Annotated in this window: 14 protein-coding genes; 6 read left to right on the top strand and 8 right to left on the bottom strand. The window is 33.3% G+C overall.

Annotated features, from left to right (window positions below; all coding sequences use genetic code 11):
• Nucleotides 1-228 precede the first annotated feature (228 nt).
• The 3 genes from recO to AC13CQ_RS11890 all read right to left on the bottom strand — a co-directional run bounded on the left by recO (nucleotide 229) and on the right by AC13CQ_RS11890 (nucleotide 3,909).
• Nucleotides 229-945 carry a DNA repair protein RecO gene (gene recO / locus AC13CQ_RS11880; protein ID WP_337900971.1) on the bottom strand — a complete coding sequence of 239 codons (717 nt, stop codon included), beginning with the start codon at nucleotides 943-945 and terminating at the stop codon, nucleotides 229-231.
• A gap of 351 nt (nucleotides 946-1,296) precedes the next feature.
• Nucleotides 1,297-2,640: an NADP-specific glutamate dehydrogenase gene (gene gdhA / locus AC13CQ_RS11885; RefSeq protein ID WP_040879486.1), complete on the bottom strand. Its 1,344-nt coding sequence runs from the start codon at nucleotides 2,638-2,640 to the stop codon at nucleotides 1,297-1,299.
• Between the two features lie 114 nt (nucleotides 2,641-2,754).
• Complete coding sequence (locus AC13CQ_RS11890; RefSeq protein WP_040879487.1) at nucleotides 2,755-3,909, bottom strand: cystathionine gamma-synthase; 1,155 nt, start codon at nucleotides 3,907-3,909, stop codon at nucleotides 2,755-2,757.
• An 89-nt stretch (nucleotides 3,910-3,998) separates the two neighbouring features.
• On the opposite strand from AC13CQ_RS11890, the gene AC13CQ_RS11895 reads away from it, so the two are divergent.
• Nucleotides 3,999-4,757 carry a DUF3298 and DUF4163 domain-containing protein gene (locus tag AC13CQ_RS11895; RefSeq protein WP_474506799.1) on the top strand — a complete coding sequence of 253 codons (759 nt, stop codon included), beginning with the start codon at nucleotides 3,999-4,001 and terminating at the stop codon, nucleotides 4,755-4,757.
• On the opposite strand, the gene AC13CQ_RS11900 is transcribed toward AC13CQ_RS11895, so the two are convergent.
• Nucleotides 4,723-5,190, bottom strand: coding sequence for a DinB family protein (locus tag AC13CQ_RS11900; protein ID WP_474506800.1), 468 nt, complete (start codon nucleotides 5,188-5,190; stop codon nucleotides 4,723-4,725). The two genes, AC13CQ_RS11895 and AC13CQ_RS11900, sit on opposite strands and share 35 nt — an antisense overlap.
• A gap of 330 nt (nucleotides 5,191-5,520) precedes the next feature.
• Here AC13CQ_RS11900 and AC13CQ_RS11905 point away from each other — a divergent pair, with 330 nt between their 5' ends.
• Together AC13CQ_RS11905 and AC13CQ_RS11910 are read left to right on the top strand one after the other, a co-directional pair.
• Complete coding sequence (locus AC13CQ_RS11905) at nucleotides 5,521-5,874, top strand: arsenate reductase family protein (protein ID WP_008611134.1); 354 nt, start codon at nucleotides 5,521-5,523, stop codon at nucleotides 5,872-5,874.
• Nucleotides 5,867-6,775, top strand: a complete 909-nt coding sequence (locus AC13CQ_RS11910) for a DMT family transporter (protein WP_008611135.1) — start codon at nucleotides 5,867-5,869, stop codon at nucleotides 6,773-6,775. The genes AC13CQ_RS11905 and AC13CQ_RS11910 overlap by 8 nt, the downstream gene beginning before the upstream one ends.
• A gap of 68 nt (nucleotides 6,776-6,843) precedes the next feature.
• Here the strand turns inward: AC13CQ_RS11910 and AC13CQ_RS11915 are convergent, their stop codons facing one another.
• Complete coding sequence (locus AC13CQ_RS11915; protein ID WP_008611136.1) at nucleotides 6,844-7,326, bottom strand: acyl-CoA thioesterase; 483 nt, start codon at nucleotides 7,324-7,326, stop codon at nucleotides 6,844-6,846.
• Nucleotides 7,327-7,507: 181 nt separating this feature from the next.
• Between AC13CQ_RS11915 and AC13CQ_RS11920 the strand changes: the two genes are divergently transcribed.
• The 3 genes from AC13CQ_RS11920 (at nucleotide 7,508) to AC13CQ_RS11930 (ending at nucleotide 9,984) form a co-directional block, all read left to right on the top strand.
• The gene (locus AC13CQ_RS11920; protein WP_474506801.1) at nucleotides 7,508-8,473 is read left to right on the top strand and encodes a YheT family hydrolase; all 966 of its coding nucleotides are present in this window, start codon (nucleotides 7,508-7,510) and stop codon (nucleotides 8,471-8,473) included.
• 86 nt (nucleotides 8,474-8,559) lie between these two features.
• Complete coding sequence (gene azu, locus AC13CQ_RS11925; protein ID WP_008611138.1) at nucleotides 8,560-9,078, top strand: azurin; 519 nt, start codon at nucleotides 8,560-8,562, stop codon at nucleotides 9,076-9,078.
• Between the two features lie 12 nt (nucleotides 9,079-9,090).
• Nucleotides 9,091-9,984 carry a 3-keto-disaccharide hydrolase gene (locus tag AC13CQ_RS11930; protein WP_335587521.1) on the top strand — a complete coding sequence of 298 codons (894 nt, stop codon included), beginning with the start codon at nucleotides 9,091-9,093 and terminating at the stop codon, nucleotides 9,982-9,984.
• 4 nt (nucleotides 9,985-9,988) lie between these two features.
• Here the strand turns inward: AC13CQ_RS11930 and AC13CQ_RS11935 are convergent, their stop codons facing one another.
• The 3 genes from AC13CQ_RS11935 to AC13CQ_RS11945 form a co-directional block, all read right to left on the bottom strand.
• Nucleotides 9,989-11,398: a TlpA family protein disulfide reductase gene (locus tag AC13CQ_RS11935; RefSeq protein ID WP_474506802.1), complete on the bottom strand. Its 1,410-nt coding sequence runs from the start codon at nucleotides 11,396-11,398 to the stop codon at nucleotides 9,989-9,991.
• A gap of 655 nt (nucleotides 11,399-12,053) precedes the next feature.
• A complete protein-coding gene (locus AC13CQ_RS11940) occupies nucleotides 12,054-13,454 on the bottom strand; it encodes an efflux transporter outer membrane subunit (RefSeq protein WP_456867930.1) in 1,401 nt (466 codons plus the stop codon).
• A 1-nt stretch (nucleotide 13,455) separates the two neighbouring features.
• Nucleotides 13,456-16,605 carry an efflux RND transporter permease subunit gene (locus AC13CQ_RS11945; protein WP_456867931.1) on the bottom strand — a complete coding sequence of 1,050 codons (3,150 nt, stop codon included), beginning with the start codon at nucleotides 16,603-16,605 and terminating at the stop codon, nucleotides 13,456-13,458.
• Nucleotides 16,606-16,622 lie beyond the last annotated feature (17 nt).

The following is a 16,622-nucleotide window of genomic DNA, read 5'->3' on the forward strand; positions in this document are numbered from 1 at the left end:
ATCAGCAAATCTTTGTCGTATTAAAGTTGGCAAAATTACTAAATTCCAACGAATTGACACACCTTAACACTACTAAAAGCAACACCTTGATTGATAAGTAACTTGAAAATAATAGTTTTAGAACTTAAACATAACTTTTATAAGAATAATCTCCACATTTATTCTATTAACAAAGACAAACTAAGTAGCTTATTTCTATTGTTTTTGTAATATCTCTAAAATGATGAGCTAACTAAATACTTGCTGAAGGATTTCTAGTGAGCGAGGCTTTTTAAAATCTGACAAATGAAGCTGATAATAGCGAATTAAATTATTTAATAATACCGCACGAACACCTCTTCCCATCTTGATTATTTTAGCAGCATCAAAATCGGCTTTCAAAAATTGTTTAAAAGCTACCAATGTAGTCCCTTCAATTACTTCATTATAAAGAGAAGGAACAAATTCTCCTTCGGATAAATCAAAATACGGGGCTTCTATATAAGTATCATCAGGATAAAAACCTAAAAAAGTAGTGAGCTGAATTAAGAATGAAATATGAAAATTAGCAATATCTTCATGAGTATCCAACCAAATAAAAGCCTCTTCTATAAAAGAATACAAAGCTTTATTTTCCTCCTCTTCCTGCATAGAAATTACTAACATTTCGGAAAGGAATAAGGAAATAGAACTTTTTAAAACGTCTGTTTGAAGGGTTTTGTAAGAATAGCTTAACTTAACGTCTCGCAAGCTTTCTAAAGTTCCTTTATCTCTATGATTGGCTACAACCTCCAACTGAGTTAGCGGCTGAAAATATCCTTTTTTTAGCTTCCCTTTTTTAGAAGCCAAAACTCCTTTCAGCATATACGATTTTAAGCCATCGCTTTCCGTAAAAAGCTTAACAATTAAACTCGTATCTCCATATTTTAAAGCAGAAAGCACAATAGCTTTGGTAGTAACAATCATAAAACAAAGATAGCGAAGAATCTATTCTGAAAAACTACTAAAATAAGTTCATAAACTATCAATCATAAAAAACACCCTTCAGCATAAAACCAAAGGGTGTTTAAATTATATATAAGAATACATTAATGTCCGAGTAAAAATACAGAACCGCTTCGCTGTAAGAGAAAAGAACAAAGACTAAATATTAACTATCACAAAATGAGTAATTTAAATAAATATCATTACTAAACTCCTCTTTTTATTCATTTTTCTTAATAGCAAGGGAGCTATTTTAAAAACCTCTATTAACCCTTAATATAAGTAGGGTCCAATAAAAGTCGTAACCTTTATTAGACAACAATAATAAGAATATTATACTACTCCTTGTGCTAAAACAGCATCGGCAACTTTTACGAAACCAGCAATATTAGCGCCTCTTACATAATTTATATATCCATCTGGATCCTTTCCATGCTCAATACAAGAATTATGAATACTCTTCATAATACCTTTTAATTTCTCGTCCACCTCTTCTCTAGTCCAGCTATAACGCAATGAATTTTGCGCCATCTCTAACCCTGAAGTAGCAACTCCACCAGCATTAGATGCTTTTCCTGGAGCAAACAATATTTTAGAATTATGAAAAACCATTACAGCACCTGGAGTACATGGCATATTTGCCCCTTCACTCACACAAATACATCCATTTTTAACCAATGCTTCTGCATTTTCTTTATCTAATTCATTTTGTGTAGCACATGGCATTGCAATATCACAAGGTATATGCCATGGCGTTTTCCCTGCATAATATTCTGCATTTGGATATTTATCTAGATATTCAGAAATTCTACCACGCTTCGTGTTTTTAATTTCCATAACATACGCTAGCTTCTCCTCATCTATCCCATCTTTGTCATAAATAGTTCCTCCAGAATCGGATAGCGTTACCACTTTTGCTCCTAATTGCGTAGCTTTTTCTGTAGCGTATTGCGCCACGTTACCAGAACCAGAAACCGTAATAATCTTTCCTTCAAGACTATCTCCTTTAAGCTCTAACATATTTTGAGCAAAATATACGTTTCCGTACCCTGTTGCCTCCGGACGAATAAGGGAACCTCCCCATGAAAGTCCTTTTCCTGTTAAAACTCCAGTAAATTCATTTCTAATTTTACGGTACATCCCAAACAAGAAACCTATTTCTCTAGCTCCAACTCCTATGTCTCCAGCTGGCACATCGGTATTTGGACCAATATGTCTAAAAAGTTCTGACATAAAACTATGGCAAAAACGCATAATTTCGTTATCCGATTTCCCTTTTGGATCAAAATCCGATCCTCCTTTTCCACCGCCCATTGGCAATGTGGTTAAGCTGTTCTTAAAGACCTGCTCAAAAGCTAAGAATTTTAAAATACTTAAATTTACTGTTGGGTGAAAACGAAGACCACCTTTGTATGGACCGATAACAGAACTCATCTGAATTCTGTACCCTCTATTAACTTGGATTTCTCCATTGTCGTCTACCCACGGCACTCTAAACATAATTGCTCTTTCTGGCTCTACCATTCTTAACAATATGTTTTTACCATTGTAAATTTCGTGTTCGGCTATGTAAGGAAGTACTGTTTCTGCTACTTCTCTTACTGCCTGAAGAAATTCTGGCTCATGTGCATTACGGACTTTCACTTCGTCCATAAATGCTTCTATTTTTTCGTCCATTGCGTTCATAAAAAATGGATTAATTAAGTATTTAATAATTTCGAGGCAAAATTATACTTTTTATTGAAAATCAATGCCTCTTTTTTGTAAAATCAATAATTTCAAACGTTTTCGCTACCCTATTGCTTGATCCAAATCTTCTATCAAGTCGTTTTTATCCTCAATTCCAACACTTAAACGAATAAGCGCATCTACAACGCCTGTTTTTTCGCGTTCTTCTTTTGGAATAGAAGCATGTGTCATACTTGCTGGATGCCCAGCTAAAGACTCAACACCTCCGAGTGATTCTGCCAGCGTAAATACTTTTAAATTCTCAACAATCTTAATTGCCTCTTTATAATCATTTCCTTTTGTTACAAAAGAAATCATTCCTCCAAAACCATTCATTTGCTCTTTTGCAATTGCATGGTTAGGATGCCATTCAAACCCTGGCCAATATACCTTTTCAATTTTAGGATGCTTTGCCAAGAAATTTGCTACTGCTTCTCCATTTTCACAATGGCGTTGCATACGCACATGCAAGGTTTTTATTCCTCTCAGCACCAAAAAACTATCCATTGGCCCTGCAACTGCTCCACTTGCATTTTGTATAAAGTATAATTTATTGGCTAGCTCTTTGTCTTTTACCACCAAGGCTCCCATTACCACATCGCTATGTCCCCCTAAATATTTAGTTGCAGAATGCATCACTAAATCGGCTCCCAAATCTAAAGGTTGCTGTAAGTAAGGTGTAGCAAATGTATTATCCACCCCCAACAAAACCTTGTGTTTTTTTGCTATTTCAGCAACCGCTTTAATAGCTATAATATTCATCATTGGGTTGGTAGGCGTTTCTACCCAAATAAGCTTGGTATTTTTATTAATATGTGCTTCAATAGTAGAAGCGTTCTCCATATTAACAAAATGAAATTTAATCCCAAAACCTTCAAATATTTTACTAAACAACCTATAACTCCCTCCGTATAAATCGTTAGTAGAAACCACCTCATCTCCAGGCTTTAAAAGTTTCATAACAGCATCTATAGCAGCTAAGCCACTAGCAAATGCCAATCCGTAATTCCCATTCTCAATACTTGCCAAACTGTTTTCCAAAGCCGTACGTGTAGGGTTTGCACTACGAGAATACTCATAACCCTTATGTCCGCCAGGGGTACTTTGTGCATATGTTGATGTTTGGTAAATTGGTGGCATAACAGAACCGTATGCTTTATCGGGCTCTTGCCCTCCGTGGATTGCTTTTGAATTAAAGCGTAAATTATCTTTACTCATAAGTTGAAGATTGTCTAACAAAAATATCGTTTACTTTTGGGGATTGCAAAGAACAGCGTACCTTTATCCTTTATTTAACAGCAATTTTTATGAAGCGATTTTTTGCAATTGGAATTATTCTATCTGCAGTATTTTTTACAGCCTGTGAAAAGAAAGAAACTCTAAGTTTTGTTAATCAAAATATGGTCAACAACACATGTACTAATTGTCCGAAAGTAACTATTGACCTTCCGCAAGCGCAACCCGAAAACGAAATCACTAGCAAGATTAATCAAGATATTAATAAGTTTGTTATTAACATCCTTAACTATTCCGAGGAAAAAACCACCGATTCTTTGGATGCTGCAATTGAAATATTCCGAAGTGATTACAAAAAACTAAAAGAACGATTTCCTGAAGATATTATTCCATGGGAAGCTACTATTAATGGAACTATCTCATTTCAAAATACCCTCTTTACTTCTATCAAAATTGAAAGCTACATCTTTACAGGAGGAGCTCATGGATACGGAAGTATTACTTTTTTAAATTACGATACAAAAACAGGAAAAGCGTTAACTGCTGAAGACTTATTTACAGACAAAGGGGCTTTTGTAGATTATGCTGAAAAACTATTTAGAGAAGAAGAAAAAATAAAACCCGATGCTAATATAAATAGCACCGGATTTATGTTTGAAAATGACAATTTCCATCTTCCAAATAGTATTGGTTTTGATGAAAAAGGCATTGTATTAATTTACAATCCGTACGAAATATCTGCTTATGCTGACGGACTTACAAAAATTGAAATTCCTTTGGAAGAAGCAACCCAATTTATGAAGCCTGAATGGCTCTCAGAAGCGCATTAACAAAACCTGTATGCAAACCTTCGTGGTAATTATTAAAAGCAATAGCATCTTCAATACTATTTATATTTATTCCAACACTATTGGTAAAACTAATATACGAAGTTGACTTTTTATAATCTTCTTTAATTCTATCAACATTTAACATTAACTCTTCTTTGTATTTATTAAAATCTTCCAAAGAGACTGGTTTATTAGGGTTTGGCGCAGTTCCTTTTCTATAATTATCTACAAGCTCATCATCTACGTACATGGCTTGCCCTGCCAATTTATAACATAAAAGTTGTTGCGTAACCACCAAATGGATAACATTCCATGCAATATTATTATTAAATCCTTCTGGAATTCTATTAATTTGTTCTTCTGAAAGACCTTCGGTAGCTTTTAACAAGCTTTTTCTACTTTTTTCTAATATCTCAAATTGATATGCCAACATACTATTTATTTTTTTGCTAAATGAAGTTTAAAACACTAGGTATTAACCCTCCATAAAGCATATTATTTACAAAGGATAAAATTAAGAAAACTAGGCTCAATTCCCTTGAAAAAACTCAGTTAAAACATTCAAAGAGGACCTTGTTATAATTCCACAAAAAAGAAGGAGTAACTAAACTAATAGCTTTAAATTTGCATTTTATCCCTCATAGAGGGATTAATTATAGTCAAAATAATCGCCTCCACAGAAGGAAGGAATGAAATTTATAATTTTTGCGATTTTTATCTATTATCAATTTTATTACCAAATGTTTAACCTAAATTTATTCGTATGAAAAAAATCTATCATCTTAGCACTTGCGATACTTGTAAAAGAATTATTCAAGAAATAAATTTTCCTGATAATTTTACTTTTCAAGACATTAAAACAGAAGCTATTACTGAAAGTCAGCTAGAAGAGATGAAAGCCCTTTCTGGTTCTTATGAATCCTTATTTAGCAAAAGAGCTCGCCTATACAAGGAGCGCGATTTAAAGAATCAAGCCCTTGAAGAAAACGATTATAAAAGTCTTATTCTGGAGCATTATACTTTTTTAAAACGCCCTGTAATTATTGTTGATGAAAATATTTTTATAGGAAATAGTAAAAAAATAGTAGCAACAGCAAAGGAAACCATTCATGAATAAACGAATTTTAGCGTTGTTGGCTGCATTTGGGGCAAGTGTTATTTACGGAATAAACCATACGGTTGCTAAAGACGTAATGCCTACCTACATTGAGCCTTTTGGATTTATTTTTCTAAGAGTAACGGGTGCTGCCGCTTTGTTTTGGCTTATTAGTTTTTTTGGCCCAAAAGAAAAAATTGCTAAAGAAGATTGGCCACGACTTATTGGAAGTGCCATTTTTGGAATGGTTATTAACATGCTGATGTTTTTTAAAGGGTTAAGCCTTTCTTCCCCTATTAACAGCGCCGTTATATCTACTATTACTCCAATTTTTGTTTTTGTACTTTCTGCATTAATTATAAAAGAACGGATTACTCCTATTAGAGCTTTTGGAGTTATGCTAGGACTTGCTGGTGCACTCGGACTTGTACTTTTTGGAGAGCAAATGCAGCAAGGAGCCCCAGATATTGCTTTAGGAAATATTATGCTCCTTACCAATGCTATCTCCTATGGTATTTATTTAATTTTAGTTAAACCTCTTACAGTAAAATACCACGCATTTACTATTATGAAGTGGGTTTTTCTTATCGCTATTTTTATTAATTTCCCATTTACTATTTCAGAATTTACAGCAGTAAAATGGAGCTCTTTACCTTTTGATGCTATTTGGCGTATGGCATATGTAGTACTTGGAACTACATTTTCTACCTACTTACTTAATATCTATGCACTAAAACAATTAAAAGCATCTACTATTGGAGCCTTTGTGTATTTACAACCGCTTATTGGAATTGCATTTGCTGTTTTAGTAGGCGCTGATAAAATTAGTTTTGTTAGAATAATTGCTGCTATATTAGTATTTATTGGGGTTTATTTAGTGACCAAAACAAAGAGAAAAACCCCCTCACAGCAAAAACCATGAGGGAGCAAACAAAAAATATGTCAACATCTTTTATTTTATAGCCTACTACTTTACAAGCTCCTTAAAACTTATTCAGACTTTAAGTCGACAGGCATTTTAGCATGCTTACGAGTATCTTCTTTTGTTAAAACCCTAAAATCTTCAGCACGATCTACTTTTTCAAATAAATGCGCTGCTTCCTCTGGAAGTCCTATTAATTTTCTAGAACCTAAATCTATCCAAGCCCCCATAATCTCACAATGCGCAACATTACGTCCTTTATAATCGTAATAATTATGATGAAATTCAAAAAACATTCCATCTTCACTCATCCCTTTTAACTCCAAAGAAACTGTTACTGGTTTTCCAGAAAACACTTCTTTAAAATAATAAATATGCTCATAAAACACCACAGGACCTATATTTAACTTTCCTAACAAGCGCTGATCAAAACCCTTTTCTATAAGATAGGACATACGCGTATGTGCGGCAAACTCAATATAAGCCTTGTTTGCCAAATGTCGGTTTGCATCCAAATCGTTCCAACGGATTTCAAATTCTTTTGTGTACATCTTCAATATTTTTTTAAGTTTATGCTGCTACAAGCAACCACCTCGAAACAAGTCCGCAAAGGATTTAAAACCTCCATAAGAAATTAAAACAAATTTCATTAATTTTAAACTTGTAAAGCAAAGTTACAAACTATTATTATGCACGCATAATAATTAACGAATTTGAAATTAATAATTCCTTATGCCAATTTTAGCATCGCACTACAATCCTCCTCATTTATTTAAAAATGGTCATTTTGCAACTATCTATTCTGGAAAAATAAGGCACGTAAAAGGAGTTCAGCAAAAACGAGAAGAGATTACCACTCCAGACAATGATTTTCTGGATTTGGACTGGAGTTTTTCCGAAGAAAAAACAAACAAACTAGTTGTTATTCTCCACGGATTGGAAGGAAATGCTCAACGCCCATACATTACTGGAAGCGCAAAAATATTCAATCAAAATGGGTATGATGCGGTTTGTTTAAACTATAGAACGTGTAGCGGAAAAATAAATAAAAACTTTAGATCCTATCACTCTGGAGATACCGATGAGTTGGAGTGGGTTATAAATTTCATTTTAAAAAAATACAACTATCATCATATTGTTTTAAAAGGGTTTAGTTTAGGAGGAAATTTAACCCTGAAATATTTAGGACAACACAAAATTCCTTCAGAAATAAAAATCGCAATAGCGGTTTCTGCTCCCTGCGATTTATATGGTTCGATGCTTGAAATTCATAAAAGAAAAAATTATTTATACGCGCTTCGATTTAAAAGAACACTCTTGGCTAAATTGAAAGAAAAGCAAAAACTATTTCCTGAAAAAGTTTCAAAAACAGATGTGAAAAAAATTATCACCTTAAAAGATTTTGATGATTTTTATACCTCCAAAGCTCATGGTTTTATAAATGCTTTAGATTATTACGATAAAAGTAGCTCCTTACAATTTCTAAAAAACATAGAAGTTCCTACTTTAATTTTAAATGCTAAGAACGACTCTTTCTTGTCGGAGAGCTGTTTCCCGATTGAAGAAGCCAGAAAAAACAACAATTTATTTCTTGAAATTCCCGCATACGGAGGTCATGTTGGATTTTATGACGCTCATAATGTTTATTATAATGAAAAAAGAGCGTTAGAATTTGCAACAAAATTCACAAAATTTTAAAAGAATATTACCTAATTTATTAGGCTTGTCTACTTCCAAATGAAGTATAAATATGTATCTTAGCGCTTAATTAAAACAAAATAACAATGAAACTTTACAGTAAAATAGCTGCATGTCTTTTTTCATTGGCCATCATAAGTTGTGGTGACGGGAAAAAAGAAAAGAAAGAAGAGAAATTCCAATATGAGCAGGAGCAGTCTTCTTCTAAAAAAACATCGGATGCTGAAGAATCGCAAAACACAGTGATTATTACAGCTAACGATATGATGAAATTTAATAAAAGTGAGATCCGTGTTAAAGCTGGTCAAAAAGTTACTATTACATTAAAGCATGTTGGTAAACTTGACAAGAAAGTAATGGGGCATAATTTAGTTATTCTTAAAGCTGATGCCGACCTTGTTGATTTTGCTACTAAAGCTACTGGAGCTACAAACAATGAGTACATTCCTGAAGGAACAGATGCTGTTATAGCTCATACAAAACTATTAGGTGGTGGTGAAAGTGACACTATTACTTTTGAAGCTCCAGCTGCTGGAACTTATAACTTTTTATGTAGTTTCCCTGGACACTTTGCTGCTATGCAAGGTAAATTTATTGTAGAATAATTTATTATTAAGATGAAAATATATCAGTTTATTTTATTAAGTGCACTAATTTCAATAGTTGCTTGTAAAAGCAAAGAAGAGAAAAAAGAAGAACCTATAAAACAAACTGATACAGCAGTCCAGCTAGAATGGCAACAGCTATTTAATGGTGAAGACCTTTCTGGCTGGACTCCTAAAATAAGACATCATGAAGTAGGTGAAAACTACGCAAACACCTTTTCTGTAAAAGATGGATACATTACCGTAAATTACGACGACTACCATGATGTTTTTAATAAACAATACGGACATCTTTTCTATAACAAGCCTTTTTCTGCTTATTTTCTAGCTGTTGAGTATAGATTTGTAGGAGAGCAAATAGCCGACGGCGAAGGTTGGGCCTATAGAAATAGTGGTGCTATGCTACACGGGCAAGCTCCAGAAACTATGCTTAAAGACCAAGATTTTCCAATTAGTATTGAAGGGCAATTTCTTGGTGGAAATCCGGATACAGAAGATGAGCGATCTACACTAAATCTATGTACCCCTGGAACAAATGTTGTTTACAAAGACTCTCTTTTTACACCACATTGTACTAACTCCTTATCCAAAACCTATAGAGGCGACCAATGGGTTAGAGGTACTTTTTTAGTTTTAAAAGACTCTATTGTAAAACATATTCTAGAAGGAGAAACAGTTTTAGAGTACATAAACCCTACAATTGGTGGTAGCGGTGTTACCGATTTTGACAAAACAGCAAAACAAGATGGGAAACCACTAACCGAAGGATATATTTCTATCCAAAGTGAAAGTCACCCAATACAATTTAGAAAGGTTGAAATTATAGACTTAGATCCAATTTACAACGACAAAGACAAACTAAACGCTACTATTGATGCTATTTTAAAAGAAGAGAAAGCAAAATAAATTTCTATTCCCTTAAAGATAATAGCGAATCTATTTTGTGCTGAAGTCTTTCCTCAGAAGGAGCCGCCTCATTAAAATCAATAATAGATCCATATTTATCCAATAATAAGTATCTAGGTAGCGAATTAATTTCTAATTCTTTTGTAAAGTCTACTTTAGTAGAATTTTCTTCAATTAATTGAAATTGATTTCCTTTTAGCTCATGCTTATTCAATACATCTAACCATCTCTTGTTTGAGTCCCACACATTTATCCCTACAAAAGTTATGTTTCTGATATATTTATCTGCCAATTTATTAAATGAAGGAAATTCTACTAAACAAGGCTTACATGAAGAAGCCCAAATGTCCACATACAAAAATTTGCCATTATATTGATTTAAGGTAGTTGTATCTCCATTACGATTAATAAGTTTTGTTTCAACTACCGATCTAATTTTCTTTACTTTATTGAGCTTATTAAAAGTACTTTCAATATCTTTCTTATAATATGCATCTGTATTTATAGCTTTAAAAGTTTTATAAAACAGATCTAAACTATCTACACCTATTATATGCCATTTAGCAATAAGATATGATACTTTATTTTTTATTTTTTGATTTGTAATATTTTTATCTATTTCCTTTAGATACGCCACGTCAATATCACAATTTTTACATTTTAAGAACTTTCCCTTCACAAATAAATCACTCTTATCTTTAAGGAAATAGTAATGATTATTAGCCAAAAAAGGGATAAAGAAAGGTAACTTTAATAATGTTTCATTATTTATATCAATAGAAGAAAATGGTTTTGGATAGTTTATAGAAACTTTATAATCCTTTTCATCAGTAAGTAACTTTTTATCTACTTCGAAACTCATTAAATTATAATCCATATTAAGAGCTATAAAGGACCGTTCAAGATGCAAAAAATCAATATTTTTTATAGGCGTATCCTCAAGAAGCTTTTTATAAACACCTCCAATTGAATCATTCATTTTTAAAAATTCTTCTTCATCAAGCTTTACAAAGTTCTTATAAGTATCTATATGCTTTAATGCTTGCCTCTTCTTTTGACGTGAAAAAAGATATTCATTTTCATCAGCACCAATTCCTTTGAAATACACTTTACTCTTTTCTTGGTCTAGAATTAGATCCAAATTAAAACCAGGCTCCAAATAAATATCAAAATTTAGATTGTCCGCCTCTATTTTATAGTAACCTAGCGCTACTGAGATTGTATCCTTAAACTCTCCTTTTTTGTTTACATAAAAAGTATCTATTGTTTTAGGATTAGTAATATCTCTATTTTTAATAACAAGGAATTCCGACTTAGAAGAAACCAATCCCCCTGAAATAAGCACAGCATTTTCTGCCTCTTTTTCGCAAGAAAAAAAGACAACAAGCATTAAAGCATATAGAATTCTATTCAAATTATATAAATTTACTTTCTTCTTCCAAAAATTATCAGAAGAAATAAGAACAGGTTTATAAAATCTAAATACAGAGTTAAAGCTCCTATAACAGCTTCTTTTGTATCTTCTTCCGTCCTTCATTTCCGATGATATTCATCTGTTTAATTTTCTGTGTATCATAAGCAGTTAATACAACAAATATTAGAACCCCTGCATAAATTAACGTGAGTTCGAAATAAATCTAAATATAGAACAAATTTAACTATATGATTTTAAATTACTTAATCCTCCTTTCGTTTTTGTATTGACACAAAAACGAAACAAAAAGGTCAAGACTGATTTAAAAAGTATTCAAATAAGTCAGTTTTCTTATATAGAACTCACGTTAAATTACAATTCAATAAATCATTTCATTTTCAAAAAATAGTTATCTCGAATCAAGCCCAAGAGGTATTCAAACCAATGGAGTTTAGTTTATTACGGTGCAGAAATCCTTCAGCAAACTCAAAACAGGCTTTGAAATAATTAAACCCTCTATGAGGGATTAACGAGTTTTATTTATAAAAACATAAAAAAGCCCTCACTTTCGTAAGGGCTAACCATGAATGAAATCTATTTAATCCATTAAATGAGTTAAATCATTAACAGGTAAATTGATTTTATTGTTATTGCCTTATTGCCAACCTCCACCAAGTGCTTGGTACAGTGTCACAACAGCATTTAAACGTAAATATTTATTTTCAACCAAAAGCAATTCAGAGTTTAAAGAATTTTCTCTAGCCGTAAGTACTTCCAAGTAATTTACTAAACCTTGATTAAGTAATTCTTCAGAATACTCTGTAGCCAAACTATATGCTTCGTACTCTTTTTGTCTAGCTTCAATTTTATCTACTGCAGCTTGATAACTATACAACGCATCTGAAACTTCTCTTCCAGCGGTTAATAATGTTTGCTTATAATTTAATAAAGCCGACTCTTGTTGCGCTTTAGAAACTTCAAATTGAGTACGTATTTTCCTTCCATTTAAAATAGGCTGAGCCAAACCACCTACTAGCGAGTTAAAAATAGAGCTCGCATCAATCCAATCATCAAAATTTAAACTTTGGAAACCAGCGCTAGCACTTAATGTAATAGAAGGATAAAAGCTACTTCTAGCAACATTAGTAAGCTCAAAAGCATTTATTAATCCATATTCTGCTGAAGCTACATCGGGTCTGTTTTGCAACATCAAATAAGGAACTCCTGTAGTTAATTCTTGGTCTATTTCTTGAGATTCCAATACACTACGCTCTATAGCATGTGGAGGTTGCGCTAATAAAATAGAAAAGGCATTCTCTAATAATTTAATTTGATTTTCTAAATCAATTTTTATCGCCTTTGCTGTGTATAACTGAGCTTCGGTTTGTTTAACCGCCACTTCTGTAACCATTCCAGCATCTTTAAGAGCCTTTGTTGTTTCTAAACTCCCTTCTCTATTTTCTACTGTTTCATTAGTAATTTTTAACTGTTCATCTAAAGAAAGTAATTGATAATAAGTAGAAGCAAGTGCTGCAATAAGTTCTGTTTTAACAGCTTTATGCGCTTCGATAGTTTGCAAATACGTTGCTTCGAAAGCTCTTTTATTACTTCGTATTTTTCCCCAGATATCTGCTTCCCATGATAAACTTGCCGTTAAATCGTATTGCTCATAAGGCGCATTAAAAATACTCCCAAACTGACTGTTTTCAGAATTTTCCTGACGCGTAACTGTTCCATTTAAATTTAAAGTTGGATAATTGCCAGCCTTTCCTTGTTTTAAATAAGCCTCTGAAGCCACAATTTGCTGTAGCGCCATTCTGATATCTAAATTATTAACAAGTGCAGTATCTATATATCTTTCTAGAATTGGATCCTTAAATAAAGTTCTCCATGAAACCATTCCTAATGAAGTACTGTCTTGAGATAGCTGATCGGTTCTATAAAGATTTTCCGTTTCAACCTCAGGTCTTTCATAATTCTTAGCCACAAAACACGATTGCAACAGCAATGGTACGCTAAGCCCTAGTATGATTTTATATATTTTTAAGTTCTTCATCTTAATTTAAGTTATCTTCAGATTCAACAATAGCTTCTGGAGCTCCTGAAATTTTTTCTTGTAACCATTGGAATACTACAAAAAGAATTGGGATTGCAAACACTCCTAAAATTGTTCCAATTAACATCCCTCCTGCTGCTCCAGTTCCTATAGAACGGTTACCAGCGGCACCAACACCACCTGCTAATGCTAATGGCATTAATCCTAAAATAAAAGCAAATGAAGTCATCAAAATTGGTCTAAGTCTAGCTTTAGCCCCATGAATTGCAGCATCTGCAAGACTCTCTCCTCGTCTTCGCCGTTGAAGTGCAAACTCCACAATAAGAATTGCATTTTTGGCTAAAAGCCCAATTAACATAATAAGTGCAATTTGGAAGAAAATATTATTTTCCAATCCAACCATTTTGGTTGTAAAATAAGCTCCAAATACCCCTAATGGTAATGATAAGATTACCGAAAAAGGCAGCAGATAACTTTCGTACTGTGCCGATAATAAAAAGTACACAAACACAATACTTAAAATAAATATTAAAATTGTCTGACTTCCTGCATTTACCTCTTCTCTAGTTAGTCCAGAATAAGCAATATCATAATTTGATGGTAAGTTTGCCGCTTCAGCTTCTACTACAGCAATTGCATCCCCAGTACTATACCCAGGATTTGAAGCTCCAGTAATTTTAGAAGAATTAAATAAGTTAAAACGGGTAACCGACTGAGGTCCGTACACTCTTTTTAGTTTTACAAACTGAGTAATAGGTGCCATTTCCCCTTCTCCAGTTCTAACATACAATTCATTTAAAGATTGTTTATTATCTCTACTTTCGGGAAGTGTTTGTAAATACACACGATACTGTTTACCAAATCTAGCAAAATCGGCTGCATAAATACCTCCTATATATCCTTGTAAGGTAGAGAATATAGAGCTAATAGGCACTCCCTTTTCTTTAGCAACAGGCACGTTAATCTCCATCTCATACTGTGGATATTTAGTATTAAAAGAAGATTGCGCATATTGAATTTCAGGATGTTTCATTAAAGCCATCATAAAATCACGATTAGCCTCATCTAGTTCCGTAAAAGCACCTCCAGATCTATCTAATAAATTCACTTCAAAACCAGAAGAAATTCCAAAACCAGGAATACTTGGCGGTGCAAAAAATATAATATTTGCCTCTGGAATTGTAGTAGCTATTCCAAATAACTTCTTGGTAAGCGCATCTACAGAAAGAGAATCTTCTCCACGTTCTTCCCAGTCTTTTAATTTAATAAATCCTAATCCGTAGTTACTACCTTGTCCTCCTAATAAGCTAAATCCACTAATTACAGACACACCTTCTACACCAGGTAAATCCTTAGTTTTTTCATATAATAATCTGTTTACTTCTCCAGTTCTATCTATAGATGAACCCGCAGGTAATTCTACATTCGCAAAAATAATCCCACGATCTTCATTAGGAACAAAACCAGTTGGAGTAGTTGAAGAAACCCAAATTATACCAGCTATAGACGCCAATAATGCAACTCCAGTAATCCATTTATGCTTATATAGAAAACCTAAAGATTTTCCATAACGTTCTGTAGTAGCACTAAATCCCTTATTAAAACCGTCATAAAAACGTTGTAAGTATGTTGTGTTCTTCTTCTCCTCTTCCGTATGAACTTTTAAGAATAATGCACACAATGCAGGGCTTAAGGTTAAGGCATTTACAGCAGAAATCATAATCGCTACAATTAGCGTTACCCCAAATTGCTCATAAAAAACCCCTGTTGGTCCTTGGATAAATGTAACAGGAATAAATACAGCTGCCATTACTAAGGTAATAGATATAATAGCTCCTGATATTTCTGTCATTGCATTTATAGTTGCAGATTTTGCAGATTTCTCATTCCCTTCTTCAATCTTGGCATGCACCGCTTCCACCACTACAATAGCATCATCGACCACAATACCAATAGCCAGCACTAAAGCGAATAATGTTAGTAAGTTTATGGAATATCCGAAGACATTCAGAAAAAAGAAAGTACCTATAATTGCAACAGGAACTGCTATAGCAGGAATTAAAGTAGATCTAACATCTTGTAAGAAAATAAATACTACCAAGAAAACCAATATAAACGCCTCAATAAGTGTATGCACCACCTTATCTATCGATGCAGTTAAAAAGTCGTTTGTATCATACGGAATAAACAAATCTATCCCTTTTGGAAAATCTGGCTTCAGATTCTCCAATTTTTCGCGAATAGTCTCAATAATCTCTTGTGCATTGGACCCTTTTGTTTGGTATATCGCCATGTTTACACTTGGATACCCATTTGTAATAGAACTCGAAGCAAAAGATTGCGCACTCAATTCTATATCTGCAACATCTTTTAAACGCAGATACTGACCATTCCCTAGCGCTTTTATAATGATGTCTCCGTATTGTTTTTCAGTTTTAAAACGCCCACTGTATTTTATTACGTAAGAAAAAGCCTCTCCATTATTCTCTCCTAAAGAACCTGCAGCTGCTTCTAAACTTTGCTCTCTTAAAGCTGCCGAAACATCTGATGGAATTAAATTATATGCCGATAATTTATCTGGTTTTAACCAAATACGCATTGCATAATCTTGACTAGAAAATACATTAACATCTCCAACCCCATTTACACGCTGTAATTCTGGAATAACGTTAATTTTTAAGTAATTCTGAACATACGTAGCGTCGTAATCCTCATTAGATGAGAAAAAAGAAATAAACATCAGCGAACTCGTTTGTTGCTTTTGTGTTATAACTCCTGTTTGTACAACCTCTTGCGGCAACAAAGCATTGGCTCTAGATACCCTGTTCTGTACGTTTACAGCAGCAATATCTGGATCTGTATTTTGATCAAAATAAACCGTAACATTTGCTGTACCAGCATTGGTAGCGGTAGAAGTAATGTACGTCATTCCTTCCACTCCATTTATCTGCTCTTCAATAGGAATAATTACACTCTCTAATATAGTTTCGGCACTGGCTCCAGGATAGGTAGCATTTACCTGAACAGTAGGAGGGGCAATATCTGGATACTGCTCTATAGGCAAGGTTAAAACCCCTAACCCTCCTAAAATTACTAATATAATGGAGATTACTGTAGATAATACAGGTCTCTCTATAAATGTTTTTAGCATAACTTACTTTTTAAGCT

It is taken from the genome of Galbibacter sp. L-19, from assembly GCF_056857615.1.